At 67.7% G+C, this 26,120-nt stretch carries 23 protein-coding genes; 11 read left to right on the top strand and 12 right to left on the bottom strand.

The window, feature by feature from the left end:
- Nucleotides 1-24 precede the first annotated feature (24 nt).
- From FN976_RS18985 to FN976_RS18975, 3 genes are read right to left on the bottom strand one after another with little or no spacing between them, the layout of a single operon-like run.
- Nucleotides 25-1,200 carry an FAD-dependent monooxygenase gene (locus FN976_RS18985; RefSeq protein ID WP_145894805.1) on the bottom strand — a complete coding sequence of 392 codons (1,176 nt, stop codon included), beginning with the start codon at nucleotides 1,198-1,200 and terminating at the stop codon, nucleotides 25-27.
- Nucleotides 1,201-1,242: 42 nt separating this feature from the next.
- Nucleotides 1,243-2,073 carry a phosphate/phosphite/phosphonate ABC transporter substrate-binding protein gene (locus FN976_RS18980; protein WP_145894634.1) on the bottom strand — a complete coding sequence of 277 codons (831 nt, stop codon included), beginning with the start codon at nucleotides 2,071-2,073 and terminating at the stop codon, nucleotides 1,243-1,245.
- A gap of 35 nt (nucleotides 2,074-2,108) precedes the next feature.
- Nucleotides 2,109-3,107: a BLUF domain-containing protein gene (locus FN976_RS18975; RefSeq protein WP_145894633.1), complete on the bottom strand. Its 999-nt coding sequence runs from the start codon at nucleotides 3,105-3,107 to the stop codon at nucleotides 2,109-2,111.
- 84 nt (nucleotides 3,108-3,191) lie between these two features.
- On the opposite strand from FN976_RS18975, the gene FN976_RS18970 reads away from it, so the two are divergent.
- A complete protein-coding gene (locus tag FN976_RS18970; RefSeq protein WP_145894632.1) occupies nucleotides 3,192-4,112 on the top strand; it encodes a LysR family transcriptional regulator in 921 nt (306 codons plus the stop codon).
- On the opposite strand, the gene FN976_RS18965 is transcribed toward FN976_RS18970, so the two are convergent.
- The 4 genes from FN976_RS18965 to FN976_RS18950 form a co-directional block, all read right to left on the bottom strand.
- Nucleotides 4,109-6,973: an aconitate hydratase gene (locus FN976_RS18965; protein WP_186510997.1), complete on the bottom strand. Its 2,865-nt coding sequence runs from the start codon at nucleotides 6,971-6,973 to the stop codon at nucleotides 4,109-4,111. The genes FN976_RS18970 and FN976_RS18965 overlap by 4 nt on opposite strands.
- Nucleotides 6,974-7,046: 73 nt before the next feature.
- Nucleotides 7,047-8,234: a phosphoglycerate dehydrogenase gene (locus FN976_RS18960; RefSeq protein ID WP_145894630.1), complete on the bottom strand. Its 1,188-nt coding sequence runs from the start codon at nucleotides 8,232-8,234 to the stop codon at nucleotides 7,047-7,049.
- The gene (serC, locus tag FN976_RS18955) at nucleotides 8,227-9,309 is read right to left on the bottom strand and encodes a 3-phosphoserine/phosphohydroxythreonine transaminase (protein WP_145894629.1); all 1,083 of its coding nucleotides are present in this window, start codon (nucleotides 9,307-9,309) and stop codon (nucleotides 8,227-8,229) included. Before serC ends, FN976_RS18960 begins: the two co-directional genes overlap by 8 nt.
- Nucleotides 9,310-9,389: 80 nt before the next feature.
- Complete coding sequence (locus FN976_RS18950) at nucleotides 9,390-9,791, bottom strand: hypothetical protein (RefSeq protein ID WP_145894628.1); 402 nt, start codon at nucleotides 9,789-9,791, stop codon at nucleotides 9,390-9,392.
- A 108-nt stretch (nucleotides 9,792-9,899) separates the two neighbouring features.
- On the opposite strand from FN976_RS18950, the gene FN976_RS18945 reads away from it, so the two are divergent.
- Nucleotides 9,900-10,736, top strand: coding sequence for a helix-turn-helix domain-containing protein (locus tag FN976_RS18945; RefSeq protein ID WP_145894627.1), 837 nt, complete (start codon nucleotides 9,900-9,902; stop codon nucleotides 10,734-10,736).
- Here FN976_RS18945 and sbmA read toward each other — a convergent pair.
- Nucleotides 10,681-11,697 carry a peptide antibiotic transporter SbmA gene (sbmA, locus tag FN976_RS18940; protein ID WP_145894626.1) on the bottom strand — a complete coding sequence of 339 codons (1,017 nt, stop codon included), beginning with the start codon at nucleotides 11,695-11,697 and terminating at the stop codon, nucleotides 10,681-10,683. The two genes, FN976_RS18945 and sbmA, sit on opposite strands and share 56 nt — an antisense overlap.
- 236 nt (nucleotides 11,698-11,933) lie before the next feature.
- Here sbmA and FN976_RS18935 point away from each other — a divergent pair, with 236 nt between their 5' ends.
- A complete protein-coding gene (locus tag FN976_RS18935; protein ID WP_145894625.1) occupies nucleotides 11,934-12,494 on the top strand; it encodes a hypothetical protein in 561 nt (186 codons plus the stop codon).
- Nucleotides 12,495-12,682: 188 nt separating this feature from the next.
- Nucleotides 12,683-14,272, top strand: a complete 1,590-nt coding sequence (locus FN976_RS29650; protein WP_145894624.1) for a hypothetical protein — start codon at nucleotides 12,683-12,685, stop codon at nucleotides 14,270-14,272.
- A gap of 68 nt (nucleotides 14,273-14,340) precedes the next feature.
- Here the strand turns inward: FN976_RS29650 and acnB are convergent, their stop codons facing one another.
- The 4 genes from acnB to FN976_RS18910 are packed head-to-tail and all read right to left on the bottom strand — an operon-like array spanning nucleotide 14,341 to nucleotide 19,717.
- Entirely contained in the window at nucleotides 14,341-16,932 is a 2,592-nt protein-coding gene (gene acnB / locus FN976_RS18925) for a bifunctional aconitate hydratase 2/2-methylisocitrate dehydratase (RefSeq protein ID WP_145894623.1), read from the bottom strand.
- A 33-nt stretch (nucleotides 16,933-16,965) separates the two neighbouring features.
- On the bottom strand, nucleotides 16,966-17,718 hold the full coding sequence (locus FN976_RS18920; protein ID WP_349291388.1) for a hypothetical protein: 753 nt from the start codon (nucleotides 17,716-17,718) through the stop codon (nucleotides 16,966-16,968).
- Between the two features lie 20 nt (nucleotides 17,719-17,738).
- Nucleotides 17,739-18,731 (bottom strand): HpcH/HpaI aldolase/citrate lyase family protein, encoded by a 993-nt coding sequence (locus FN976_RS18915; protein ID WP_145894622.1) that lies wholly within the window; start codon nucleotides 18,729-18,731, stop codon nucleotides 17,739-17,741.
- Nucleotides 18,731-19,717, bottom strand: a complete 987-nt coding sequence (locus FN976_RS18910; protein ID WP_145894621.1) for a malate dehydrogenase — start codon at nucleotides 19,715-19,717, stop codon at nucleotides 18,731-18,733. The genes FN976_RS18915 and FN976_RS18910 overlap by 1 nt, the downstream gene beginning before the upstream one ends.
- Nucleotides 19,718-19,896: 179 nt before the next feature.
- Here FN976_RS18910 and FN976_RS18905 point away from each other — a divergent pair, with 179 nt between their 5' ends.
- From FN976_RS18905 to FN976_RS18875, 7 genes are all read left to right on the top strand, one after another.
- Nucleotides 19,897-20,688: a GntR family transcriptional regulator gene (locus FN976_RS18905; protein WP_145894620.1), complete on the top strand. Its 792-nt coding sequence runs from the start codon at nucleotides 19,897-19,899 to the stop codon at nucleotides 20,686-20,688.
- Between the two features lie 145 nt (nucleotides 20,689-20,833).
- The gene (gene sdhC, locus FN976_RS18900; RefSeq protein WP_145894619.1) at nucleotides 20,834-21,265 is read left to right on the top strand and encodes a succinate dehydrogenase, cytochrome b556 subunit; all 432 of its coding nucleotides are present in this window, start codon (nucleotides 20,834-20,836) and stop codon (nucleotides 21,263-21,265) included.
- Between the two features lie 24 nt (nucleotides 21,266-21,289).
- On the top strand, nucleotides 21,290-21,655 hold the full coding sequence (sdhD, locus tag FN976_RS18895) for a succinate dehydrogenase, hydrophobic membrane anchor protein (RefSeq protein ID WP_145894618.1): 366 nt from the start codon (nucleotides 21,290-21,292) through the stop codon (nucleotides 21,653-21,655).
- A 5-nt stretch (nucleotides 21,656-21,660) separates the two neighbouring features.
- Nucleotides 21,661-23,469, top strand: coding sequence for a succinate dehydrogenase flavoprotein subunit (gene sdhA / locus FN976_RS18890; RefSeq protein WP_145894617.1), 1,809 nt, complete (start codon nucleotides 21,661-21,663; stop codon nucleotides 23,467-23,469).
- Nucleotides 23,470-23,548: 79 nt separating this feature from the next.
- Nucleotides 23,549-24,256, top strand: a complete 708-nt coding sequence (locus tag FN976_RS18885) for a succinate dehydrogenase iron-sulfur subunit (protein ID WP_145894616.1) — start codon at nucleotides 23,549-23,551, stop codon at nucleotides 24,254-24,256.
- A 10-nt stretch (nucleotides 24,257-24,266) separates the two neighbouring features.
- Complete coding sequence (locus FN976_RS18880; RefSeq protein ID WP_145894615.1) at nucleotides 24,267-24,554, top strand: FAD assembly factor SdhE; 288 nt, start codon at nucleotides 24,267-24,269, stop codon at nucleotides 24,552-24,554.
- 19 nt (nucleotides 24,555-24,573) lie between these two features.
- The gene (locus FN976_RS18875; RefSeq protein WP_145894614.1) at nucleotides 24,574-25,884 is read left to right on the top strand and encodes a citrate synthase; all 1,311 of its coding nucleotides are present in this window, start codon (nucleotides 24,574-24,576) and stop codon (nucleotides 25,882-25,884) included.
- The last annotated feature ends 236 nt before the right edge of the window (nucleotides 25,885-26,120 follow it).

Genomic DNA, 26,120 nt, shown 5'->3' with positions numbered 1-26,120 from the left:
TCGCGGGAATGACGGGCCATAGCGCTAGCCGCGATAGAGCCAGGGGTTGTCGAGCAGCCGCCCCCCGGCGACCCGCATCGCCGCGTCGCGGGCCACCCGCAACGGCCCGCTCGCATGGAAGATCACGCCGTTGCGCTGCGAGCGCGCCTGCACCTTCGCGCAGCGCTCCCAGCGATGCAGCGCGTAGCGGCGCAAGGCCGTTTCCACGGGCAGGCCGGCGTCCCGCGCCATCGCCAGCATGCGTCCGAGCTCCGCCGCATCCTCCAGCGCCATGCCGGCGCCTTGCGCGAGGTAAGGACGCATGGGATGCGCGGCATCGCCGAGCAGCGCGATGCGGCCACTGGCCATTCCGTCAGCGCCGTGCAGCGGTGCGGTTTCGTGCACGGGCCACATGCGCCAGGCCGGCATCGCGTCCAGCAACGCGCGCAGGGGAGCGCAGGCACCCGCGACGGCTGATCGCATCGCGGTGGCATCCGCCTCGTGGTCCCAGCCGGCCAGGGCCTGCGGCTTGGCACCCGCAGCGACCACGACCACGTTCAACCAGTGCTGGCCGCGTAGCGGATAGGCGACCACGTGCAGTTGGGGCGCGAGCCAGACGCAGACTTCGTCCGAGCGCAGAGGCTGCGCCAAGTCCTGCTGCAAGGCCAGTGCGCGAAAAGCCAGGTCGCCGGTGAAGCGTGGCGCGGCGTCCGGGTGGACCGCCGCGCGGACGGTGCTCCAGAGGCCGTCCGCACCCGCGAGCGCATCGCCTTCCCGCAGCGGGCCCGCGCTGCAATGCAGCCGCACGACGTCGCCCGCGGTCTCCACGCGCTCGATGCGCGTCGCCGGATTCAGCGCAGCGCCTTCGGCCTGTGCCGCCCCCAGCAACACGCCATGCAGGTCCGCGCGATGGACCGTGCGGTACGGTGCGCCATAGCGGGACGCAAAATCGTCCAGCGGCAACGCCGCGAGTTCCGCGCCATCGACACCGGAGCGAACGCGGATGCGCGCCGGCCGGCTCGCCACCCGGTCGAGCGCATCGGCGAGTCCCCAGCCTTGGAGAACCCGGCCGGCATTCGGGCCCAACTGGATGCCGGCGCCCGTCTCGCTGAAGGCCTCCGCCTGCTCGAACAGGCAGGCGGCCCAGCCGGCCCGGCATGCGGCCAGGGCCGCGCCAAGGCCGCCGATGCCGCCACCGGCGATGAGGATCTGCAGGGACAACGGCGGGCTCATCTCCGCCGATTGTGCCCAAGCAAGCCGGCTCTACTTGAGGCCGGTCGCGATCCAGCGGTTGACCGCCGTGAGCGCGTTCGCATCGAACGGCACGAAGCCCTTCTTGTCGATCTGCTCCAGGGTGCGGCGGCCTTTTTCGCTGTGCTCCAGCGAGACGAAGTAGTTCTGCATCGCCGCGACGCTGTCGGCAGGCACGTTCTTCGAAGCCATCATCAGCTTCACCGGCACGGCCTTGCTGGTGAACGCGACGCGACCGCCGCTTTGTGTCCAGGCCTTGGCGACGCTTTCGGATCCGGTCACGCCGGCGTCCACGAGGCCGTGCTCCACCATGAACGGGATCGCGTCCTGATAACGGCTCGGCACGTAGGCCATGGCATCTGCAGCGCCGGGAACGGCTTCACGCACGGAACTGCGGGTGAGGACCGAAGTGATCGAGTCGGGCGACGGCGTGCCGAGCTTCTTGCCTTTCAGGTCCGCCAGGTTCTTCGCCGGGGAATCGGCGCGCACCAGGAAATGCGCGCGGTACTCGGTGAAGCCCTTCGTCAGCGCAACCAGCTGGTAGCCATCCACGGCCAGCCCGTGCAGGGCCACGTGGGTGGGGTGGATGTAGGCGAGGTCGAAGCGGCCGGCCGCCAGGCCTTCGGCGATGGCCTTGTAGTCGGACACGGGCACCACCGTGACCTTCTGGCCGAGCAGCTTGCCCAGGTCGTCCGCGACCTGCTTGTACTTGCTCTGGATCTCGGTGTCGGTCACGCGGTACGTGGCGCCTTCGTTCACGGCGAACACCATGGCGAAGCCGGACAGGGGCGTGGAGAGGGCGGCGGCGCAGGCGAGCGCCAGCACGCATTGGCGAATGTTCATGGTCGGATCCAGGTGAAAGGAAAAAGGGATTCGGTTCAGGTCGCGTTCTCCGGGAACGCCGAGTCCTGTTCGGCGCCGGCGATCAGGCCGAGCACCGCGTCGACCTGCGCGCCGAGGCGCAGGCCGGTGTCCATCTGCGCCAGGCGCAGCCCCGGCACCGCGGCCAGGTGCTGGGCGGCCCAGCGGCAGACCTCCGGCGAAGCGCCGAGCAGGTGCACTTGCGGCGGGGTGGGCGATGCGGCGATCAACGCGGACACCGCTTCCAGCAGGTTTTCGGCCGAGCGGGCCCGCGCGCCCAGCAGCAGCACGATGCGCTGCATCTGCTGCAACGAAAGGCGCACGAGGCTGTTGCCGAGCGCGCGGCGCGACAGCGCCTGCACGCGCGTCGTGTAGCCGTCGCACGGCAGGTCCGCATACGCGGCGCCGGCGTCCCGGCTGCGGAGATCGCCGTTGGCGAAACGCTGGTAGGTCACCGGCACGCGCGCGCGGTCGGCGATGGCCTTGATCAGGTCCATCGACTCCGTGTCCTCCGACGTCAGCGCCAGCACGTCCTGCCGGGCCAGCGCAGCGACTTCGTCCTGCGGCCGCGCCTGCGCCGGCGCGCTCAGCCAGCGCCAGACCTGGGCCGGCTCCTCGCCGATGCCCAGCAGGCGCTCGCTCTCCACCTGGTACAGGCGGCGGGCCATGTCCGTCGGCTTGTCCTTGCCGTGCAGGGTGGCAATGTTGAGCGTTTCGGTGAGCGTCGGGACGCCGATGCTGCGGTGGATGACGCGCGTGTTGCCGTGGCCGGCGTTGGCCTCCGACATGCGCCAGCCCTTGTCCACCGCTTCGGGCGTGCCTTCGTGCCACTGCACGAACCAGCCGGCGTTGTACAGCAGTGCGCTACGCAGGCCCACGCCTTCATTGAACTGGCGGATCGCGGGGCGCAGGGCGAGCAGTTGCTCCACCACCGAGCCGGGAAGGCGGCTCAGGCTGGCGATCATGATGCGGTCGACGGGAGCTTGGCGCACGGAAGTGGTCAGTGAAATATTCACGGCGTGATTGTTTAGGTTTTAAACAAATGCGTCCAATGCATTGTTTGTGTAACATCAATGCACCGAATGCATTGACTGAGTACTATGGACTTCAAACGGATGCAGCATCTGGTGGCCTTGGCCGACGCAGGCAGCTTCGTGCGGGCAGCGGAAGCGGTTCACCTCAGCCAGCCCGCGTTCAGCCGCAGCATCCAGGCGGCCGAGGCCGAGCTCGGCATGAAACTGTTCGGGCGGGGCGGTGGCGTGGAGCTGAAGTGCACGCCCTCGGGTGCCTTCGTGATCGAGCGCGCGCGGCGGGTGCTGCAGGAAAGCCGGCGGATGGAGCGTGACGTGGCACTGTTCCGCGAGGGCATGGTCGGCGGCTTGTCGATGGGCGTGGGCCCCTTCGTGGCGGCCTCCATCCTCCCGGAGCTGCTGACGCAGGTGCACCGCCGCTTTCCGGCCGTCTCGGTCTGCGCCCAGGTCGACAACCCGGTCCAGCTCCTCGAAGGCGTGCGCCGCGAGCAGCATGACTTCTTCGTCGGCGACACGCGTGAAGTGCCGCGGGACGGCATCTTCCACATCCGGAGCGTCGGCCGCAAACGCGGCCGCTTCTATGTCCGTGCCGGGCATCCCCTGTTGCGGCAAGCGGAGATCCGGTTGGCGGACCTGGCGCCCTTCGGCATCGTCTGCAGCCGCATCCCGGCGGCGATCCGCGCCGCGCTGGCCCGGGCGATGGGCCTGCCGGACGGCGACAGCCTGCCGGTGGTGGTGGAGTGCGACGACACGCACGTCCTGCGGCGTGTGGCGCTGGCCACGGACACCGCCATGATCGGCAATGAGGGCATCCTCGCCACGGAATTGTCCACCGGCCAGATGAACGTGCTCGAGGTCTCCGACTTCGGTCCCGCCTATTCCGACTGGGGCATCGTCTCGCTGCAGGGCCGCAGCCATTCGCCGCTGGCCCAGGCGGTCATCGACCTGCTCGCTGCACTGGCCGAAGACGAGCCCGAGCCAGGGGTCTAGGAGAGCAGCTGCCGCAACACGAAGGGAAGGATGCCGCCGTGCAGGTAGTAATCCACCTCGATCGGCGTGTCGATGCGCAGCGTCAAAGGCAGCTCTTCCCGCGTGCCGTCCTTGCGGGTGACGATCAGCAGCGCATCGCTCTGCGGACGCAGCGCCGGATCGGGCACGATGTCGATCGTCTCCTCGCCGTTCAGGCGCAGCGACTGCCAGGTCGCGCTGCCCTGGAACTGCAGCGGCAACACCCCCATGCCCACCAGGTTGCTGCGGTGGATGCGCTCGAAACTGCGCGCCACCACGGCCTTGATGCCCAGCAGCTGCGTGCCCTTGGCAGCCCAGTCACGCGATGAACCCGTGCCGTATTCCTCGCCGGCGAAGATGACCGTCGGGCGGCCCTGGGCCACGTACCGCATCGCGGCGTCGTAGATGAACATCTTCTCCGACGTGCCGTCCTCCGCGCGGTAGATGGTCACTCCGCCCTCTTCGCGCGAGCCGTCCGGGCCGGCCGGGATCATCAGGTTCTTGATGCGCACGTTGGCGAACGTGCCGCGCATCATCACTTCGTGGTTGCCGCGCCGGGCGCCGTAGCTGTTGAAGTCCAGCTTGGTGACGCCGTGCGCCTGCAGCCACTGGCCGGCCGGTGAACTCGCCTTGATGGAGCCGGCCGGCGAGATGTGGTCGGTGGTGATCGAGTCGCCGAACAGCGCCATGATGCGGGCGCCGCGCACGCTCACCGCTTCCGCATCGCGTGCCTCGGGCGGCGCGAGCGCGAAGCCCTCGAAGAACGGGGGCTCAGCGATGTAGGTGCTCTTCGGCCAGCCGTAGATGTCGCCCGTACCGCCCTGGATGCGCTCCCACAGCGGGCCCGGGTCGGACTGGACCTTGCCGTAGTTGGCGTGGAAGGCCTTGCCGTTCATCGCGAACTTCATCAGCTTGTGGATCTCGTCGCTGGTGGGCCAGACGTCGCCGAGCCAGACGTCCTTGCCGTCCGTGCCCTTGCCCAGCGGCTCGGTCATGAGATCGGTCAGCATGGTCCCGGCGATCGCGTAGGCCACCACGAGCGGCGGGCTGGCCAGGAAGTTCGCCTTCAGGTTCGGGTGGATCCGCGCCTCGAAGTTGCGGTTGCCCGAAAGCACCGCGGCACACACCAGGTCGCCCTTGGAGATGGCCTCGTTGATCTGCGGCGTCAGGTCGCCGGCGTTGCCGATGCAGGTGGTGCAGCCGTAACCGGCGAGCGCGAAGCCGAGTTGCTCCAGGTAGGGCATCAGGCCGGCCTGCGTGAGGTACTCCGTGACGATGCGCGAACCGGGCGCCAGCGAAGTCTTGATGTGCGGCTTGACGCGCAAGCCCTTCTCGACCGCCTTCTTCGCCAGCAGTCCGGCGGCCAGCAGCACGCCGGGGTTCGACGTGTTGGTGCAGCTCGTGATGGCGGCGATCAGCACGTCGCCATTGCCGATGGTGATGTCGCCCGTTTCGATCTTCGGCGGCGGGGCCAGCGTTACCGCCGATGGCAGGGTCGGCTTGTTGGCCTCCATCTCCATTTCGAAGCGCGGTGCCGCGAGCGGCGCTGGCGGGTTGTCCGGAATGCGGTCGGGTTCCGTGCCGGTGCGCTGCACGAGGTGGCGCGTCAACAGCAGCTCGGGCGGCTGGTTGAAGCCGTTCTCGGCGATCGGCTGGGAGAACAGCGACTTGAAGGTTCCCGCGACCTTGCCGAGCTCGATGCGGTCCTGCGGCCGCTTCGGCCCCGCCAGGCTGGGCGTGACGGCGCCCAGGTCGAGTTTCACCGTCGCGGAATAGTCGATCTCGCCCGGCATGGGCACGCCGAACATGCCCTGCGCCCTGAAGTAGGCCTCGAAGGTCTTGATCTCTTCCTTGCTGCGGCCCGTGCCCTCGAAATAATCGATCGTCTTCTCGTCCACCGGGAAGAAGCCCATGGTGGCGCCGTACTCCGGCGCCATGTTGGCGATGGTCGCGCGGTCCGGGACCGTCAGGCTGCGCGTGCCCTCGCCGAAGAACTCGACGAACTTGCCCACCACCTTGTGCTTGCGGAGGATCTCCGTGACGGTCAGGACCAGGTCGGTGGCCGTGCAGCCTTCGCGCAGCTTGCCGGTGAGCTCGAAGCCCACCACGTCGGGCGTGAGGAAGTAGACCGGCTGTCCCAGCATGGCGGCCTCGCCTTCGATGCCCCCCACGCCCCAGCCGACCACGCCGATGCCGTTGATCATCGTGGTGTGGCTGTCCGTACCCACCAGGGAATCGAAGTAGCACACGCCGTCCGCGCCGGTGTGGACGCCGCGAGCCAGGTACTCCAGGTTCACTTGGTGGACGATGCCGAAGCCGGGCGGCACCACCTTGAAGGTGTCGAAGGCCTGCATGCCCCACTTCATGAACTCGTAGCGCTCACGGTTGCGCTGGAATTCGAGCTTCATGTTGAGGTCGATGGCGTCCCTGGTGCCGTAGTGGTCGACCATGATCGAATGGTCCACCACCAGGTCCACCGGCACCAGCGGCTCGATCCGGCCGACATCCTTGCCCAACCGTGCCGCGGCGCTGCGCATGGCCGCCAGATCGGCCAACAGCGGCACGCCGGTGAAGTCCTGCAGCACGACCCGGGCCACGACGAATGGGATTTCCGCGTTGCGGTCGGCCTGCGGAAACCAGTTGGCAACCTGCCGGACGTGCTCTTCCGTGACCTTCTTGCCGTCACAGTTGCGCAGCACCGATTCCAGCACGATGCGCATCGAAACGGGCAGGCGCTTGACCTTGGGAAACTGCTCGGCCAATGCCGGCAGGGAGTGGAACTGAAGGGTGCGGCCGGCGCCGGCCTTGAACTTCTTGAGGGTGCTGGCGAACGCGTGGGACATGCGGGCTTGCTCGCTTGTTGTTGCTTTGTCCCATTGTGCAGCGACTTTCATGCCCGCTGTGGTCGCCCAGGATTCAGCTTTGTGCCGGAAGGTAGCGCACCGCCAAGACACCCTCGATCGCTCGTAGCTTCGCCAGAACGCCATCCGCCACCGGACTGTCCACGTCCACCAGCGTATAGGCCATGTCGCCGCGCGACTTGTTGACCATGTTGTGGATGTTGAGCCCGGCGTCCGCCATCGCGGTCGAGATCTGGCCCAGCATGTTGGGCACGTTGGCGTTGGCGATGGCCACGCGCCAGTTCGACTCGCGGCCCATGCTCACCTGCGGGAAATTCACCGCGTTGGCGACGTTGCCGTGCTCCAGGAATTCGCGCAGCTGGTCGGCGACCATCACGGCGCAGTTCTCCTCGGCTTCTCGGGTCGACGCGCCGAGGTGCGGCAGCGCGACCGCGCGCGGGTTCCCGAGGATGGCCGGGTTCGGGAAGTCGCAGATGTACCAGCCCAGCTGCTGCGCGCCCAGCGCCTGCACCACGGCCTTGTCGTCCACCACGCCTTCGCGCGAGAAATTCAGCAGCACGGCGTCGGGCTTCATCAGGCGGATGTTGTCGCTGCCCACGAGATTGCGCGTCGCTTCCAGCAGCGGCACGTGGATGCTGACGAACAGCGAGTTCTTCAGCACGTCCGCCACCGAAGTGGCCTTCTTCACCTGCGCCGGCAGGCTCCAGGCGGCGTCGACCGTGATCTCGGGGTCATAGCCCATCACGTTCATGCCGAGCTTGATGGCCGCGTCGGCCACCAGGCAACCGATCTTGCCGAGGCCGATGACGCCCAGCGTCTGGCCGGCCAGTTCGAAGCCGGCGAAATTCTTCTTGCCGTCCTCGACCGTCTTGTCGAGGTCGGGATGGGCCGCATCGAGCTCCTGCACGAAACGCTGCGCCGGCGCCAGGTTGCGCGCCGCCATCAACATGCCGGCCAGCACCAGTTCCTTCACCGCATTGGCGTTCGCGCCCGGTGCGTTGAACACGGGCACGCCGCGGGCGCTCATCGCCTTGACAGGAATGTTGTTGGTGCCGGCACCGGCGCGGCCGATGGCCTGTACGGAGGCCGGGATCTCCATCGCGTGCATGTCGGCGGAGCGCACCAGCACGGCGTCGGGCTGGGCGATGTCCTTGCCCGTGATGTATGCGCCGGCCGGCAGGCGGTCGAGCCCGCTCTTCGCGATCTGGTTCAGCACCAGAACTTGAAACGGCCGGTCAGCCATTCTTCGCCTCGAATTCCTTCATGTACGCCACCAGGGCCTGCACGCCTTCAATCGACATCGCGTTGTAGATCGAGGCGCGCATGCCGCCCACCGAGCGGTGCCCCTTCAGCTGGATCATGCCCTTGGCCTGCGCACCCTTCAGGAAGGCTTCGTCCAGCGCGTCGTCTTTCAGCTTGAAGGGCACGTTCATCAGCGAACGGTCGGCCGGGTTCACCGGATTCTTGTAGAAGCTGCTGGCGTCCAGGTAGTCGTAGAGCACCTTGGCCTTGGCCTTGTTGTGCGCCTCGATCGCGGCCATGCCGCCCATCGCCTTGAAGTGCTTCAGCACCAGGCCCACGATGTAGATCGCGTACGTGGGCGGCGTGTTGAACATCGAGTCGTTCTCGGCCTGCAGCTGGTAGTTGAAGGCCGAGGGCGTGATCGGCAGCGCATGGCCCATCAGGTCTTCGCGCACGATGACGATGGTGAGGCCCGACGGCCCCATGTTCTTCTGCGCACCGGCGTAGATCAGGCCGTACTTGCTGACGTCGATCGGGCGCGACAGGATGTCCGAGGACATGTCGGCCACCAGCGGCACATTGCCCGTTTCGGGCGTCCAGTGGAACTGCACGCCACCGATCGTCTCGTTGGAACAGATGTGCACGTAGGCCGCCTCGGGGTCCAGCTTCCATTCGGACTGCTTCGGAATGCTGGTGAACTTGCCGGCCTCGCCGGAGGCGGCGACGTTGACGGTGCCGAAGGTCTTGGCCTCCTTCTGCGACTTCTTGGACCAGTCCCCGGTGACCACGTAGTCGGCCTTGCCGCCGCGGCCGATCAGGTTCATCGGCACGATGGCGTTCTCGCCGATCGCGCCGCCCTGCATGAACAGGACCTTGTAGTTGGCGGGGATGCCCATCAGCTCGCGCAAGTCGGCTTCCGCTTCCGCATGGATGGAGATGAACTCCTTGCCACGGTGGCTCATCTCCATCACGGACATGCCGGTGCCGTGCCAGTCGAGCATCTCGGCGGCCGCCTGGCGCAGCACGGGTTCGGGCAGGGTCGCGGGGCCGGGGCTGAAGTTGAAAACGCGCGTCATGGAACTTTCTCTAGAGGTGCTGTGAAACCAAAGTTATGCAGCATACAAGAACAGAAAGTCCCTCTGGACCACAAGCCAAGTCAGGCCCAGCCGGTGACGGGGTAGCGCCGCAGGCCCATCCATTCCAGCTCGGCCAGCACGATCACGGCCACGGCCTGCAGCACCAGGTAGGCCTGACCGAGTGTCGTCGTGGCGGCACCGGTGAACAGCAGCCCGAGGCAGCCAGCCACCCAGAGCCAGTTGCCCGCGATCAGCACCCAGAGCGGCGCGCGCGGCACCGGTTCGCGCGTGGCGAGCCAGCTGGCGAGCAGCACCACGCCGACCAGGAGCCCGCCGCTCGCCAGCAGCAGCTCGCCGGGCAAGCCCAGGACCTGCGCCAGCCAGCCGGCGGCGGCGAGTTGCAGCGCGCCCGTGGCGGCGCAGGAGACCGCATCGGCCCACAGCACGTTGCGCAGGAATCGGGGGGAAGAGAAGACATTCATGGCAGCTCCTTGGTTGAACATGGCCCCGACTTTCCGCCGGCGCCGGCGGCCAGTCCATGACCTCCCAGGTCATGGGCCGTGCGCGCGCGCCGCACTACCATGCGGGCCATGAACAGCATCGCCGCCGCTCCCGCCCATGCCCGCCAGCCGTTCGGCGAGCACCTGCGCTTCTGGCGCCAGCACCGCCGCATGAGCCAGTTGGACCTGGCGCACGAGGCCGAGATTTCGACACGCCACCTGAGCTTCGTCGAGACCGGCCGCTCGGTGCCGAGCCGTGAGATGGTGCTGCGCCTCGCCGAGCGGCTCGAGGTGCCCCTGCGCGAACGGAATTCGCTGCTGGTGTCGGCCGGGTATGCGCCGATGTACCGGGAGCGGCCGCTCGACGACCCCGCGCTCTCGGCCGCTCGCGGAGCCGTGCAATTGATCCTGAAAAGCCACGAGCCCTATCCCGCGCTGGCGGTGGACCGCCATTGGAACCTGCTCGCGATGAACGCCATGGTGCCGCACCTGCTGGCGACGGTCGACCCATCGCTGCTGCAAGGCCAGGTGAACGTCCTGCGCCTGAGCCTGCACCCACAAGGCCTGGCATCGCGCATCGAGAACCTCGCCCAGTGGCGCACCCACCTTTTCGAGCGCCTGCGCCAGCAGATCCACGTCACCAATGACGCGACGCTGGCCGCGCTCTACGAGGAGTTGCGCGCCTATCCCGTGCCGCCGGGAGCGGACACGCATCTCGACGGCGAACTGCTCGGCGTGGCCATGCCGTTCCGCTTCCGCAGCGCCGCCGGGCCGGTGCTGAGTTTCATCAGCACCACCACCGTGTTCGGCACGCCGGTCGACGTGACGCTGCAGGAGCTGGCGCTGGAGACGTTCTTCCCGGCGGATGCCGCTACTGCTGCGGCGCTGGGTCAATTGGCGGCAAGCCAGGCGCCGACGGATCGTTGATGCGCTCCTCGAACGCGCGCAAGCGCTTGTGGATGGACAGCAGTTCCACGATCGTGCTCCAGCTGACCACCAGGTACTGGAACGAATCCGTCACCCGGTCGAACGAACGGGCGATCTGCTGGTAGACGCCCAAGGTGATCACGCCGGCGACCACCGTCGGGCCCATCGCCACCAGCGGGACCATGACGCTCGCCTGCAGGTAGGACCACTTCACCACGTCGAAATACAGGTAGTGGAAGAACAGGCGGAAGTAGTTGACCCGCACCGTCTGGAAGAGTGCCTGCGCCACCGGTGGCGACGCGCGCGAGGGGTCGTCCTCGCCGTAGACCAGCTCCTTGCGGTAGGCCGCCTCCACCCGCTGGTTCTGGAATTGCAGTCCCGGCAGCTTGATGCCGGTGACCGCGAGCAGCAGCGTGCCGAACAAGGCCCAGCCGATCGACACCCAGACCAGCGAGTGCGGGATCGCGCCCAGGATGGGAAGTTCGGTGATCTTGTCCGACAGCACCCAGAGGATGGGCAGGAAGGCGATCAGCGTCATCACGCTGCGCATCAGTTCCACGCCCAGCCCTTCGACGATGCTGGCGAACCGCATGGTGTCCTCCTGCACGCGCTGGGCCGCGCCCTCGATGTCGCGCAGCCTGGGCCAGTACTGCATGTAGTAGTCATTCATCGCCTGGCGCCAGCGGAAGACGTAGTGCTTGACGAAGAACTCGGCGACCACGGCCAGGGTGATGTAGACCATCGCGATGCTGAGGAACGTTGCCGCCTGCCCCCAGTATTCGGCGGCGGTGATGCTGCCCGGCTTGCTCAAGGCCTTCTGCAGCAAGTCGTAGAACGTCCCGAACCACTCGTTGATCTGCACGTCGAGCTGCACCCGGTACCAGGTCGCGGCCAGGATCAGGAACGATCCCAGGACAGACCACGGCAGCCAGCGGCGCGACAGGAAAAAGGAACGGAACATGGGGACAAACCTCGTCGATACGGTGGGGCGATGCTAACTGTTGTGCCGTCTTCCCGTGTGCTCTGATTTGAATAGCACAGCAGGCAACAATGGCAGGGCTTGCCGGGCGGCTGTCGGAGAGATCGCACAAACGTGAGCGCGTGGCGCCGACGCCGGCACTGCCCTCGGCCCCCACCATTCGAGGAAGCGCCGGCCCGTCCTGGCGCTCCTCTCCATCCATCGCTTCAGGAGTTCACATGAAATCGAGATCCAGCAAATTGCAGTTGAGCCTGCTCGCATTCACCCTGGCTGGTGCGCTGGGCACCGCCGGAGCCCAGGTCGGCGGCGCGGCCGGTGCCTCCGGCACGGGCGTGGGCGCCGGGGGCGTCGGGGCCAGTGCGGGTGCCAGCGGCGTGGGTGCAAGTGCCGGCACCACCGGCTCCGCGGGTGGCAGTTCTTCCAGCAATGCGGGCACGAGTGGCGGCACCGCGGGCACTGGCACTGGCGCGGCCGGCAGTGGCTCCAGTGGCGGCCTGGGTGTCACCTCCAGCAGCAGTGGCGCCGCCGGCAACACCAATGCAAGTGGCAGCTTGGGCGCGACGAACAGCGTGGGCGCCACCGGCAACGTTGGCACGACGGGCAACGCCAGCACAACGGGCAACGTCGGCGCCATGGGGAACGTCGGCGCGCAAGGCGGCGCGGGCACCCAAGGCGCGGCGAACAGCCTGGCGAATCCCGGCATGTCGAACAGCATGCTGCAGTCGCCGCTCAGCCGCGCGCAGAGCATGGCTCTGCAACGCAACGGCGCACTGCGCTGAGCCAGCGCCTGCCACGACCAAGCGGCCTCCGGGCCGCTTTTTGCATGTCGGCGCGGTCGCACATCGCAGCGCGCGAGGGGACGACGCTCCACACGCGCACACATTCGCACGATGTCGTTACCTCACCGGCCCACTGCTTTCACATCACAGCGGGTCTTCACATCCTCAGACGTTCAAGGGAGCCTTTCATGAAATCGAAGACAAGCAAATTCCAGCTGAGCCTGCTGGCCATGGCGATGGCCGGCGCGCTCGGCGTGACCTGGGCCCAAGGCAGCGGTGACGGCGGCGCGGCCGGCTCCGCCGGCGTGGGTGTCGGCGCCAGCGCCGGCGTGGGCGGCGGCGGGGGCGGTGCCTCCGGCAGTGCGGGCGGCTCCGGCAGCGCCGGCGTGGGCGCCAGCGCGGGCGGGGTCGGCGTGGGCGTCGGCGCAGGTGGCTCCGCGAGCGCTGGTGCCTCCGGCAACGGCGGCGGCAACGGCGGCGGCAACGGCGGCGGCAACGGTGGCGCGAGCGCCAGTGCTGGCGGTAACGCGGGTGGCAACGCCGGCGGCAATGGCGGCGGCAATGGCGGCGGCAGCGGTGCCAGCGCCAGCGCAGGTGGCTCCGGCAGTGCCGGTGGCAGCGGCGTGGGTTCCGGCGGCGCCAGTGCCAGCGCGGGCGGCTCGGGCAGTGCCGGCGGCAGCGGCAGCGCGGGCGTGGGCTCCGGCGGCGCCAGTGCCAGCGCGGGCGGATCGGGCAGTGCCGGCGGCAGCGGCAGCGCGGGCGTGGGTTCCGGTGGCGCGAGCGCCAGTGCAGGCGGGTCCGGCACCGCGGGCGGCAGCGCCGGTGTCGGCGCCGGCGGCTCCAGCGCCAGCGCGGGCGGCTCCGGCAGCGCCGGCGCGAGCGCGGGCACCAGCGCCAGCGCGAACGGTGGCGGCGCGGGCGGCGCGCCCGCAGGCAACGCCGGAGGCAATGGCGGTGCCAACGTCGGCACCGGCAACAGCGGCAACGGCGTGGGCAACACCGGCCTGGGCAACCAGGGTGACGGCCCGAACGCCACCACGGCCGGCAATGCTGCCGGCGGTGTCTCCGGATCCGTGGGCGGCGGCGGCGTGAGCGCGGGTGGCAGCGGCACCGGCGGCGTCTCCGGTTCCGTCGGCGGCGGCGGTGTCGCCGGCGGCGTGAGCGCTGGTGGCAGCGCGAACGGCGGCGCGAACGTCGGCACGGGCAACAGCGGCAACGGCGTCGGCAATACCGGCCCGGGCAACCAGGGCAACGGCCCGAATGCGTCGACGGCTGGCAACGCGGGCGGTTCGGCCACGGTCGGCGGCAGTGGCTCCGTGGGCGTCGGCGGCTCCGTGGGTACGACCGGCTCTGTCGGTACGACCGGCTCTGTCGGCTCGACTGGCTCCGTGGGCACGACCGGCTCGGTGGGCACGACTGGCTCGGTTGGCACGACCGGCACGGTCGGCAGCACCGGTGCCGTCGGAACGGCCGGGACCACTGCTGGCGGCACGACGGGTGTCACGACGGGCGCTGGCACGGCCGGCACGGTGGGCGTCACCACCGGCTCGGGCCTGGCGGCCGGAAGCAGCGGCACGATCGCCGGTGGCAGCGGTGGTTCCACCGCCTTGGGTGCCGGCTCCAGCGGCACGCAGGGCCTGATGGGCAGCAACCTCGGGGGTTCGGGCTCCGGGTCCACCGGCGGCAGCACCGCGATGGGCGGGACCAGCGGCGGCTCCGGCTCCACCGTGGCGAGCGGCCCCTCGGCCATCCGTCCGGCGCGTGCCGACCGCAACTGAGGGTCTGAAAGCCCCAACGAAAAAAGCGGCCCTCACGGGCCGCTTTTTTCATGCGCGAGGCGCTGGCTTCAGGCCGCGACTTCGCTCGCCACCTGAGCGTATTCCTCGATCTGGTCGAAGTTCAGGTAGCGGTAGACCTTGTCACCGTCCTTGTTGATCACGCCCATGTCGGCGTGATACTCGGCCACCGTGGGAATGCGTCCCAGCTTGGACGCGATCGCGGCAAGTTCCGCCGACGCCAGGAACACGTTGGTGTTCTTGCCCAGGCGGTTCGGGAAGTTGCGGGTGGAGGTCGAAACCACCGTCGCGCCCTCCTTCACCTGCGCCTGGTTGCCCATGCACAGGCTGCAGCCGGGCATCTCGGTGCGCGCGCCGGCGCCGCCGAAGTTGGCGTAGTGGCCTTCTTTCGTCAGCTGCTCTGCATCCATGCGGGTCGGCGGGGCCACCCACAGCTTGACCGGGATGTCGCGCTTGCCTTCGAGCAGCGTGGAAGCCGCGCGGAAGTGGCCGATGTTGGTCATGCACGAACCGATGAAGACCTCGTCGATCTTCGTGTCCTGCACCAGCGACAGCGGCTTGACGTCGTCCGGGTCGTTCGGGCAGCACAGCAGCGGCTCGGTGATGCCGGCCAGATCGATGTCGATCACGGCAGCGTATTCGGCATCGGCGTCGCCATCGAGCAGGCGCGGGTTGTCCAGCCAGGCTTGCACAGCCTGGATGCGGCGCTCCAGCGTGCGCTTGTCCTGGTAGCCCTCGGCGATCATGTTCTTCATCAGCACGATGTTGCTGGTGAGGTACTCGCTGATCGGCGCGGGGTTCAGCTTGACCGTGCAGCCGGCGGCGGAGCGTTCGGCGGAGGCGTCGGACAGTTCGAACGCCTGTTCGACCTTCAAGTCCGGCAGGCCCTCGATCTCGAGGATGCGGCCGGAGAACACGTTGACCTTGCCCTGCTTGGCGACCGTCAGCAGGCCCTGCTTCATCGCGTAGTAGGGAATGGCGTGCACCAGGTCGCGCAGGGTGATGCCGGGCTGCATCTCGCCCTTGAAGCGCACCAGCACGGATTCGGGCATGTCCAGCGGCATCACGCCGGTGGCGGCCGCGAAAGCGACCAGGCCGGAACCGGCCGGGAAGCTGATGCCGATCGGGAAGCGCGTGTGGCTGTCGCCACCGGTGCCCACGGTGTCAGGCAGCAGCAGGCGGTTCAGCCAGCTGTGGATCACGCCGTCGCCCGGGCGCAGCGAAACGCCGCCGCGGTTGCTGATGAACGCCGGCAGCTCGCGGTGCGTCTTCACGTCCACCGGCTTCGGATAGGCTGCCGTGTGGCAGAACGATTGCATGACCAGGTCGGACGAGAAGCCCAGGCAGGCCAGGTCCTTCAGTTCGTCGCGGGTCATGGGGCCGGTGGTGTCCTGGCTGCCGACGGTCGTCATCTTCGGCTCGCAATAGGTGCCCGGGCGCACGCCCTTGCCTTCCGGCAGGCCGCAGGCGCGGCCGACCATCTTCTGCGCCAGCGTGAAGCCCTTGCCGGAATCGACGGTCGGCTTCGGCAGGCGGAACACCGTGGAGGCCGGCAGGCCCAGGAACTCGCGGGCCTTGGCGGTGAGCGAGCGGCCGATGATCAGGTTGATGCGGCCACCGGCGCGCACTTCGTCGAACAGGATGTCGTTCTTCAGCTGGAAGCGCTCGATGACCTCGCCGCCCCTCTGCAGCGTGCCTTCGTACGGCAGGATGTCGATGACGTCGCCCATCTCGAGCTTGGCGACATCGACTTCGATCGGCAGCGCGCCCGAGTCTTCCTGCGTGTTGAAGAAGATGGGAGCGATCTTGCCGCCCAGAGTGACGCCGCCGAAGCGCTTGTTCGGCACGAAGGGGATGTCCTGGCCGGTGTGCCAGATGACGCTGTTGGTCGCGGACTTGCGCGACGAACCGGTGCCGACCACGTCACCGACGTAGGCCACCTGGTGGCCCTTGGCCTTCAGTTCCTCCATCAGCTTCAACGGGCCGCGCTTGCCATCTTCGTCGGGCGTGAACGGCGCGCCGGCGCGCGTGTTCTTCAGCATCGCCACCGCGTGCAGCGGGATGTCGGGGCGCGACCAGGCGTCGGGTGCGGGGGACAGGTCGTCGGTGTTGGTCTCTCCGGGCACCTTGAATACCGTGACCGTGATCTTCTGCGGGACTTCGGGGCGGGTGGTGAACCACTCGGCCTCGGCCCAGCTCTGGATCACCTCCTTGGCGAACGCGTTGTTGGCCTTGGCCTTCTCGGCGACGTCGTGGAAGAAGTCGAACATCAGCAGCGTCTTTTTCAGGCCCGCGGCGGCTACCGCGGCGACTTCGGTGTCGTCCAGCAGGTCGATCAGCGGCTTGACGTTGTAGCCGCCGACCATGGTGCCCAGCAGCTCCGTCGCCTTGGCGCGCGACAGCGCCGGCACCGCGAGGTCGCCATGGGCGACGGCGGACAGGAAGCTCGCCTTGACCTTGGCGGCGTCGTCCACGCCGGGCGGCACCCGGTTGGTCAGCAGGTCGAGCAGGAAGCCGTCTTCGCTGGCAGGCGCGGCCTTCAGCAGCTCGATCAGGTCGGCGGTCTGCTTGGCCGTCAGGGGGAGCGGCGGGATGCCGATGGCGGCGCGCTCGGCAACGTGTTCAACGTAGGCTTGCAACATGGTCTTCTCCGTTCAATTCAGGGGGCGATGCATTTATTGGGCCCGGCTGGCCGCCGGCATGGGCGCCGTGGCGGTGCCTGGCGTGGCAGCGGGCGCGGGGGCGACGGGCGTGGTGCCGGCCGGCGTGGGCACCACGGGCGTGTTGCCCGGCGGGGAGGTCGTGCCGGGCACCAGGGATTCGGCCGGTTGGATCGGCGCGGACGCGGGCCGCGCGGCCGGTGTCGCTTCGAGGATGTTGACGGCCGGCCGGCTCTTCATCGCTTCGGTGAAGGTCACCTGGTCCGGGCTCTGGCATTCGTCCGCCAGGCGCTGGCCGAGCTTCTGGCTCATGAGCATCGACTTGTTGCCCAGCTGCAGCCACATGGCGCCACGGACGGGGTCTTCCAGCCGGATCGCTCCGGTGCGGCTTTCCACCGGGTGCATGCGGAAGCGGTTGCGGCCGGTCTGCACCAGGAAGAAGCCCTCGCGCTTGAGCGGCGTGATCTTCACGCTGGCGCCCAGTTCGCAGGGGATCTCGCCGACGTAGACACGGCGGGCGACTTCAAGATCGCCCTCGGTCAGCTTGATGGTGGGGTCGGCTTCCTCAAGCGGCGTGGCTTCTTCCACCGCTTTCTGGGCGGCGGGCGCCAGTTTCGGGGTGGCAGCGGGCTTGGCCGCCGCGGGTCTGGCGGCCGGTTTGCTCGCGGCCGCCTTGGCGGCCGGTTTGGCCGCGGGCTTCGTGGCGGTCTGCGCCAGCGCGAGCGCCGGGGCGGTGATCAGCAACAGCGAAATGGCGAGGGCTTTCAAAGTGTCTTGTCTCCGGTACTTCATGGACGCAGGACGGCGAACCATTCCTGCACTTCGTTGGGCAGCGGCCTCCCGGTCTGGTGCGCCCTCTGCAGCACCTGCCAGTAGTAGCGGTAACTTGCCCGGTCCTCCAGCTTGCCGCCGTGGCTGATGGGTGCCCAGTCGGCCTGCGCGGCCGCCAGCAGGATGCTCGCCGCCGTCTCGATCTCGTGCGCCGTCGGCGCGAAGGCTTGCAGGATGGGCCGGATCTGGTCCGGGTGGATGCTCCACATCCGCGTGTAGCCGTAGTCGTTCGCGGCTTTCGTCGCCGCGGCCAGGAAGGCGGGCCGGTCCTTGAACTCGGTCACCACGCCATGCGAGGGCACCTTGCCGTGCGCGTGGCAGGCCGAAGCGATCTCCAGCTTCGCGCGTACCACCAGCGGGTGCTGGAACTGGCCCTCGACGCCCATGCCGGCCGAGGGGATCGCTCCACCATGCGCGGACACGAAATCCATCAGCCCGAAGCTGAGCGACTGCAACCGCGGATGCGCGGCGATGTCGAAGGCCCGATGCACCGCCGCCGGCGACTCGATGAGCGCGTGCACGGCCAGCTGCGTCGCGCCGGCGGCATCGATGGCGCGCACGGCGCGTTCGATGTCGGCGGGCGACTCCGCCTTGGGGACCATGATGTGCGCGAGCCGGTGGCCGGCCTTGCCGGCGATGGTGGCGATGTCGGCTTCGAAAGCCGGGTGGTCCACCGCATGCACCCGCACCGCCACGCGCGCGCCGGGCTCCGCGTTCAGGGCCAGCTCGGTCACCAGCGCGGCGTGCTCCGCCTCGCCGCCGACCGGGGCGCCGTCTTCGCAATCGAGGCTGACGTCGAACACGCAAGCCCCGAATTCCTGCATCAGCTCGGCCTGCAGCTGCAGGCTCTTGCGCATCCGCGCCTCGACGCCGCTGTAGTGGTCGCAGACGGGCAGGAACCCGGTCTGCGCCTGGGCGCCCAGCAGGATGTCGCGGGGATGGCTGGCCATCAGAGCAGGTGGGAAACCCCGGCCTGTTCGTCGGTCAGTTCCTTCAGCGTCTTGTCGATCCGCTCCTGGCTGAACGCGTCGATCTCGAGGCCCTTCACGACTTCGTACTTGCCGTCCTTGGTGGTGACGGGGAAGCCGAACATCACGTCCTTGGGGATGCCGTAGTCGCCGTTGGACGGGATGCCCATGGTGACCCACTTGCCGTTGGAGCCCAGGGCCCAGTCGCGCATGTGGTCGATGGCCGCATTGGCGGCGGAAGCGGCGGACGAGAGGCCGCGCGCCTCGATGATGGCCGCGCCGCGCTTGCCGACGGTGGGCAGGAAGGTGTCGGCGTTCCAGACCTGGTCGTTGATCATGTCCTTGACGGATTTGCCGTTGACCGTGGCGAAGCGGTAGTCGGCGTACATCGTGGGCGAGTGGTTGCCCCAGACGGTGAGCTTCTCGATGTCGGCCACGGCGGTGCCGGTCTTGGCGGCCACTTGCGACAGCGCGCGGTTGTGGTCGAGGCGCAGCATGGCGGTGAAGTTCTCGCGCGGCAGGCCGGGCGCGCTCTTCATCGCGATGTAGGCATTGGTGTTGGCCGGGTTGCCGACCACCAGCACCTTGACGTTGCGGCTGGCCACGGCGTCAAGCGCCTTGCCCTGGCCGATGAAGATCTTGCCGTTGATGGACAGCAGCTCGGCGCGCTCCATGCCGGCCTTGCGGGGCATGGAACCCACAAGCAGAGCGTAGTCAGTGTCCTTGAAGGCGGTCATCGGGTCGCCATGGGCTTCCATGCCGGCCAGCAGCGGGAACGCGCAGTCCTCGAGTTCCATCATCACGCCCTTGAGCGCTTTCTGCGGGCCTTCGGCCGGCACTTCGAGCAGCTGCAGGATCACGGGCTGGTCCTTGCCCAGCATCTCGCCGGAAGCGATGCGGAACAGCAGGGCGTAACCGATCTGGCCAGCGGCACCGGTGACGGCGACGCGGACGGGCTTCTTGCTCATGGGAATCTCCGAAAAAAGTGGGACGAAAACAGTGTCGCGAGCGGCCGCGTGCGCTGCGGCGGGGGCCCTGCTGGACAGCCCGGAAGTGTACTCGTGAAAACCCGCACCGGTCAACTTGTCTTATGTCTTATATAAGATATGATTGCCCGACTTGCAAGGCCCCCACACCACGGCTCCCGATGGCTACTTCGCCCTCTTCCCACAGCGCTGACGGCGCCGGCACCGCCGACGCGCAGGCCCAGGCCACGCCCGCCTTCAGCCCGCTGTACCAGCAGATCAAGGGGCTGATCCTGCAAAGCCTGCAGGCTGGCGAATGGAAGCCCGGCGAGGTCATCCCCAGCGAGATGGACCTGGCCGCGCGCTTCCGCGTGAGCCAGGGCACCGTGCGCAAGGCCATCGACGAACTCGCCGCCGAAAACCTCGTGGTTCGGCGCCAGGGCAAAGGCACCTTCGTCGCCACCCACGCCGAGCAGCACGTGCGCTACCGCTTCCTGAAGCTGGTGCCCGACAGCGGCGACCGTGACAGCGAAGGCCCGGCCGGACGCGAAGTGCTCGAATGCCGCCGCCTGCGCGCCAGCGCGGACGTCGCGCGCGCGCTGGCCCTGCGCACGGGGGACCCGGTGGTGCAGGTGCGGCGCGTGCTCACTTTCGGCGGCGTGCCGACCATCCTGGAAGACCTCTGGCTGCCGGGCAACGCCTTCAAGGGCCTGAGCGCCGACCAGATGGCGGCGTACCAGGGGCCCACCTACGCGATGTTCGAGCTGGAGTTCGGCGTGCGCATGGTGCGGGCCGAGGAAAAGATCCGCTCCGTCGCCGCCGACGCCGCCCAGGCCGCGCTGCTCGCTGTCGCCGAAGGGTCACCGCTCCTGAGCGTGGAACGGCTTTCCTACACCTACAGCGACGTGCCGATGGAGCTGCGCCGCGGCCTCTACCGCACCGACACGCACCACTACCGCAACGAGCTGAGCTGACGTCTTCCGCGGAGCGAAAAGTTCTCGCTCGCGGGGCATTTTTGAAGGTTCCGTGTCAGGCTGTTGCGTTGCAATAGAATTTTGGGCTGTCCGCACCCTCCCCGCTCGTCCAGGCCTTGCCTTCTTCCAGAAAGAAAACCCAGACATGACAGTCGCCCAGAAGCGGCCGGAATTCCGCAACATCCACGCGTTGTCGGACCTGCCCACCTACCGCCTGCCCGCCGCGGGCTGGGTGTCCATCCTCCACCGAGTGAGCGGCGTGCTGATGTTCGTGCTGCTGCCGTTCATCCTCTGGATGTTCGATCTGTCGGTTTCTTCCGAGATCTCCTTCGCCAAGTTCCGTTCCGCCTTCAACAACGGCGTCGGCTTCGCGCCGGGATGGTTCCTGAAGCTGGTGGCGCTGTCGCTGATCTGGGCTTACCTGCACCACTTCATCGCCGGTCTGCGCCACCTTTGGATGGATGTCAGCCATGCCGCGGTGACGAAGCAGTTCGGCACGACGTCGGCGACCGTCACCCTGGTGTCCAGCGTGCTGCTGACGCTGGTGCTCGGGGCCAAGCTGTTCGGCCTCTACTAAGAACACGAGAAGGACAAAAGAAACATGGCAGTCAATTTCGGCTCCCGGCGCATCGTCGTCGGCGCCCACTACGGCCTGCGCGACTGGCTGGCCCAGCGCGTCACCGCCCTCGTCATGGCCGTCTTCACGCTGGTCATCCTGGTGCGCCTGATCTTCAGCCGCGGCCCGATCGGCTACGACAGCTGGGCCGGCACCTTCGCCCCCCAGTGGATGAAGGTCCTGACCTTCGCCGTGATCGTCAGCCTGCTGTACCACGTGTGGGTGGGCATGCGCGACGTGTACATGGACTACATCAAGCCGCTGGGCCTGCGCCTGGCGCTGCAGATCTTCACCATCGTCTGGCTGGTCGGCTGCGCCGGCTGGGCCATCCAGGTTCTGTGGAGAGTCTGAAGAACATGAGCTACACCAACAAAGACATCACCACCCGCAAGTTCGACGTCGTCATCGTCGGCGCCGGCGGCTCCGGCATGCGGGCTTCGCTGCAACTGTCGCTCGCCGGCCTGAATGTCGCCGTCCTGTCCAAGGTGTTCCCGACGCGCTCGCACACGGTGGCCGCGCAAGGCGGCATCGGCGCGTCGCTCGGCAACATGTCCGAGGACAACTGGCACTACCACTTCTACGACACGGTCAAGGGCTCCGACTGGCTGGGCGACCAGGACGCCATCGAATTCATGTGCCGCGAAGCGCCGAAGGTCGTGTACGAGCTCGAGCACTTCGGCATGCCGTTCGACCGCAACCCGGACGGCACGATCTACCAGCGCCCCTTCGGCGGCCACACGGCCAACTACGGCGAGAAGCCGGTGCAGCGCGCCTGCGCCGCCGCCGACCGCACCGGCCACGCGATGCTGCACACGCTGTACCAGCAGAACGTGCGCGCCAAGACCTCGTTCTTCGTCGAATGGATGGCGCTGGACCTGATCCGCGACGCCGAGGGTGACGTCGTCGGCGTGACCGCGCTGGAGATGGAAACCGGCGACGTGCACATCCTGCACGCGAAGACCGTGCTGCTGGCCACCGGCGGTGCCGGCCGCATCTTCCAGGCTTCCACCAACGCCTTCATCAACACCGGCGACGGCCTGGGCATGGCGGCGCGCGCCGGCATCCCGCTGGAAGACATGGAGTTCTGGCAGTTCCACCCCACCGGCGTCGCCGGCGCTGGCGTGCTGCTCACCGAAGGCTGCCGCGGCGAAGGCGCGATCCTGCTGAACGCCAACGGCGAGCGCTTCATGGAGCGTTACGCGCCCACCCTGAAGGACCTGGCACCGCGCGACTTCGTCTCGCGCTGCATGGGCCAGGAGATCCTGGAAGGCCGCGGCTGCGGCCCGAACAAGGATTACATCCACATGAAGCTGGACCACCTGGGCGCCGACACCATCCACAAGCGGCTGCCCTCGGTGTACGAGATCGGCGTGAACTTCGCCAACGTCGACGTCACGCGCGAGCCGATCCCGGTGGTGCCCACCATCCACTACCAGATGGGCGGCATCCCGACCAACATCAACGGCCAGGTCGTCATCCAGAAGAACGGCGACGACAACGCGGTGGTCAACGGGCTCTACGCCGTCGGCGAATGTTCCTGCGTCAGCGTGCACGGTTCCAACCGGCTCGGCACCAACTCGCTGCTCGACCTGCTGGTGTTCGGCAAGGCCGCCGGCAACCACATCGTCGAGTTCGCAAGCAAGACCAAGTCCCACAAGGACCTGCCGGCCGATGCGGCGGACCGGACGCTGGTCCGCTTGAACCGGCTCGACGAAGCCACCGGCGGCGAATACGCGCAGGACGTCGCGAACGACCTGCGGCTGGCGATGCAGACGCACGCCGGTGTGTTCCGCAGCCAGGAGAACATGGACGAGGGCTGCAAGAAGATTGCCGCGCTGCGCGAACGCGTCAACGCGATCGGCCTGAAGGACAAGTCCAAGGTGTTCAACACCGCCCGCGTGGAAGCGCTGGAAGTCGAGAACTTGATCGAGGCCGCCCAAGCCACCATCGAAGGCGCCGCCGCCCGCAAGGAATGCCGCGGCGCCCACCTGGTGCGCGACTACGAGCATCCGGCCGACCACCCGGACACCCCGCTCGGCCGCAACGACAAGGTCTGGATGAAGCACACGCTCTGGTACAGCGAGGGCAACCGCCTCGACTACAAGGCGGTGAAGATGCAGCCGCTGACGGTGGAAAGCGTTCCGCCCAAAGTGCGTACCTTCTGACGTCAGCCGCGTCTCTACGCTTTCCTACGTACTTCCACGCCGCCCCTAAAGCGCCTAGATTCAAGATACGGGACACCTCATGCAAAAGCGCACCTTCCACATCTACCGCTACGACCCCGACAAGGACGCCAAGCCTTACATGCAGACGGTGGAGATCGAGCTCGAGGGCAACGAGCGCATGCTGCTCGACGCCCTGATGAAGCTCAAGGCGCAGGATCCCACGCTGTCGTTCCGCCGCTCCTGCCGCGAAGGCGTCTGCGGCTCCGACGCGATGAACATCAACGGCAAGAACGGCCTGGCCTGCCTGGCCAACCTGCGTTCGCTGGGGGACAAGCCCATCGTCCTGAAGCCGCTGCCCGGCCTGCCCGTCATCCGCGACCTGATCGTGGACATGACGCAGTTCTTCAAGCAGTACAACTCGATCAAGCCCTACCTCGTCAACGACAACATCCCGCCCGAGAAGGAGCGGCTGCAGTCGCCCGAGGAGCGCGAGGAGCTCGACGGTTTGTACGAGTGCATCCTGTGCGCGAGCTGCTCGACCAGCTGCCCCAGCTTCTGGTGGAACCCCGACAAGTTCGTCGGCCCGGCCGGGCTGCTGCAGGCCTATCGCTTCATCGCCGACAGCCGCGACGAAGCGACAGCGGAGCGCCTCGACAACCTGGAAGACCCGTACCGGCTCTTCCGTTGCCACACCATCATGAACTGCGTCGACGTGTGCCCCAAGGGTCTCAACCCGACCATGGCCATCGGCAAGATCAAGGAGCTGATGGTCCGCAGGACCGTTTAGAACGGCGAGAATGGAAGATGAAGCGCTCCTCGACGAAAGGTCGCTCAGCAAGCTGCGCTGGCGCTGCCGCCGCGGGCTGCTCGAGAACGACCTGCTGATCGAGCGCTTCTTCGAGACGCACGCCGCCAGCCTCACCGTGGGGCAGGCGCGCGGCTTGGGCGAGTTGATGGACCTGGCCGACAACGACCTGCTGGACTTGCTGCTGCGCCGCAAGGACCTCGAAGCGGACGCGGCCCTGGAGACGCGGAAAGTGCTGGAGCTGCTGCGGCTGCCGCAGGCCGTGCTCCCCGGAATTTGAAAACTGTGAGGACCCTGAGATGAAACTCGCCGACAACAAAGCCACCCTGTCGTTCTCGAACGGCAGCCCCAGCGTCGAGCTGCCGGTCTACCACGGCAGCGTCGGCCCGGACGTCATCGACATCCGCAAGCTGTACGCCCAGACGGGCATGTTCACCTACGACCCGGGCTTCCTCTCCACGGCCGCCTGCCAGTCCGCCATCACCTACATCGACGGCGACAAGGGTGAGCTGCTGTACCGCGGCTACCCGATCGAGCAGCTGGCCACGCAGTGCGACTTCATGGAGACCTGCCACCTGCTGCTGTACGGCGAGCTGCCCAACGCCGAAGGCAAGCAGAAGTTCAGCCGCAACGTGACCATGCACACCATGGTGAACGAGCAGATGCAGTTCTTCCTGCGTGGCTTCCGCCGCGATGCGCACCCGATGGCCATCATGACCGGCCTGGTCGGCGCGCTGTCGGCCTTCTATCACGACAGCACGGACATCAACAACCCGGAGCACCGCGAGATCTCTGCGATTCGCCTGATCGCCAAGATGCCGACGCTGGTGGCCATGGCCTACAAGTACAGCGCCGGCCAGCCGTACATGTACCCGAAGAACGACCTTTCGTACGCCGGCAACTTCATGCACATGATGTTCGCCACGCCGTGCGAGCCGTACACCGTGAGCCCGGTGCTCGAGCGCGCGCTGGACCGCATCTTCATCCTGCACGCGGACCACGAACAGAACGCCTCCACCTCCACGGTGCGCTTGTGCGGCAGCTCCGGCACGAACCCGTTCGCCGCCATCGCGGCCGGCGTGGCCTGCCTGTGGGGCCCGGCGCACGGCGGCGCCAACGAGGCGGCGCTGAACATGCTGCACGACATCCAGCGCAACGGCGGCGTCGACAAGATCGGCGAGTTCATCAAGCAGGTGAAGGACAAGAACAGCGGCATCAAGCTGATGGGCTTCGGCCACCGCGTGTACAAGAACTACGACCCGCGCGCCAAGCTGATGCAGGAGACCTGCAAGGAAGTGCTGGGCGAGCTGGGCCTGCAGAACGACCCGCTGTTCAAGCTGGCGATGGCGCTCGAGAAGATCGCCCTGGAAGACGAGTACTTCGTTTCGCGCAAGCTGTACCCGAACGTCGACTTCTATTCCGGCATCGTGCAGCGCGCCATCGGCATCCCCGTGAGCCTGTTCACCGCCATCTTCGCCCTGGCCCGCACGGTCGGCTGGATCGCCCAGCTGAACGAGATGATCGGCGACCCGGAGTACAAGATCGGCCGCCCGCGCCAGCTGTTCACGGGCGCGACGAAGCGCGACGTACAGCCGATCGCGCAGCGCTGAGCTGCTGCGGATTCGGAAACGGCCCGCCTCGGCGGGCTTTTTTCATGGCTGAACCTGCGACGGATGCCGTAGGCTGGCGGTGAGCCCGCAGGCGAACCCCAGCGTGCGACGGGGTGCCGCGCATCGGTGCTGGGGTTCGCCTGCGGGCTCACCCCAGCCTACAGAACCGCGACCGGCCGATTCTTTTCGAATCTTGACCCCGGTCAACCACGCCCGGCGGTGCTGCACCGCACAGT

The sequence above is a fragment of the Caenimonas sedimenti genome (assembly GCF_007833165.1).
Taxonomy (GTDB): Bacteria; Pseudomonadota; Gammaproteobacteria; order Burkholderiales; family Burkholderiaceae_C; genus Ramlibacter; species Ramlibacter sedimenti.
This window is presented reverse-complemented; position numbering and strand designations above follow the sequence as displayed.

Bases quoted from the DNA above. Each gene is read 5' to 3' on its own strand.
- FN976_RS18980 (WP_145894634.1), bottom strand. From the start codon at position 2,073: ATGAACATTCGCCAATGCGTGCTGGCGCTCGCCTGCGCCGCCGCCCTC.
- FN976_RS18970 (WP_145894632.1), top strand. From the start codon at position 3,192: ATGGACTTCAAACGGATGCAGCATCTGGTGGCCTTGGCCGACGCAGGC.
- FN976_RS18965 (WP_186510997.1), bottom strand. From the start codon at position 6,973: ATGTCCCACGCGTTCGCCAGCACCCTCAAGAAGTTCAAGGCCGGCGCC.
- FN976_RS18960 (WP_145894630.1), bottom strand. From the start codon at position 8,234: ATGGCTGACCGGCCGTTTCAAGTTCTGGTGCTGAACCAGATCGCGAAG.
- serC (WP_145894629.1), bottom strand. From the start codon at position 9,309: ATGACGCGCGTTTTCAACTTCAGCCCCGGCCCCGCGACCCTGCCCGAA.
- FN976_RS18950 (WP_145894628.1), bottom strand. From the start codon at position 9,791: ATGAATGTCTTCTCTTCCCCCCGATTCCTGCGCAACGTGCTGTGGGCC.
- FN976_RS18945 (WP_145894627.1), top strand. From the start codon at position 9,900: ATGAACAGCATCGCCGCCGCTCCCGCCCATGCCCGCCAGCCGTTCGGC.
- sbmA (WP_145894626.1), bottom strand. From the start codon at position 11,697: ATGTTCCGTTCCTTTTTCCTGTCGCGCCGCTGGCTGCCGTGGTCTGTC.
- FN976_RS18935 (WP_145894625.1), top strand. From the start codon at position 11,934: ATGAAATCGAGATCCAGCAAATTGCAGTTGAGCCTGCTCGCATTCACC.
- FN976_RS29650 (WP_145894624.1), top strand. From the start codon at position 12,683: ATGAAATCGAAGACAAGCAAATTCCAGCTGAGCCTGCTGGCCATGGCG.
- acnB (WP_145894623.1), bottom strand. From the start codon at position 16,932: ATGTTGCAAGCCTACGTTGAACACGTTGCCGAGCGCGCCGCCATCGGC.
- FN976_RS18915 (WP_145894622.1), bottom strand. From the start codon at position 18,731: ATGGCCAGCCATCCCCGCGACATCCTGCTGGGCGCCCAGGCGCAGACC.
- FN976_RS18910 (WP_145894621.1), bottom strand. From the start codon at position 19,717: ATGAGCAAGAAGCCCGTCCGCGTCGCCGTCACCGGTGCCGCTGGCCAG.
- FN976_RS18905 (WP_145894620.1), top strand. From the start codon at position 19,897: ATGGCTACTTCGCCCTCTTCCCACAGCGCTGACGGCGCCGGCACCGCC.
- sdhC (WP_145894619.1), top strand. From the start codon at position 20,834: ATGACAGTCGCCCAGAAGCGGCCGGAATTCCGCAACATCCACGCGTTG.
- sdhD (WP_145894618.1), top strand. From the start codon at position 21,290: ATGGCAGTCAATTTCGGCTCCCGGCGCATCGTCGTCGGCGCCCACTAC.
- sdhA (WP_145894617.1), top strand. From the start codon at position 21,661: ATGAGCTACACCAACAAAGACATCACCACCCGCAAGTTCGACGTCGTC.
- FN976_RS18885 (WP_145894616.1), top strand. From the start codon at position 23,549: ATGCAAAAGCGCACCTTCCACATCTACCGCTACGACCCCGACAAGGAC.
- FN976_RS18880 (WP_145894615.1), top strand. From the start codon at position 24,267: ATGGAAGATGAAGCGCTCCTCGACGAAAGGTCGCTCAGCAAGCTGCGC.
- FN976_RS18875 (WP_145894614.1), top strand. From the start codon at position 24,574: ATGAAACTCGCCGACAACAAAGCCACCCTGTCGTTCTCGAACGGCAGC.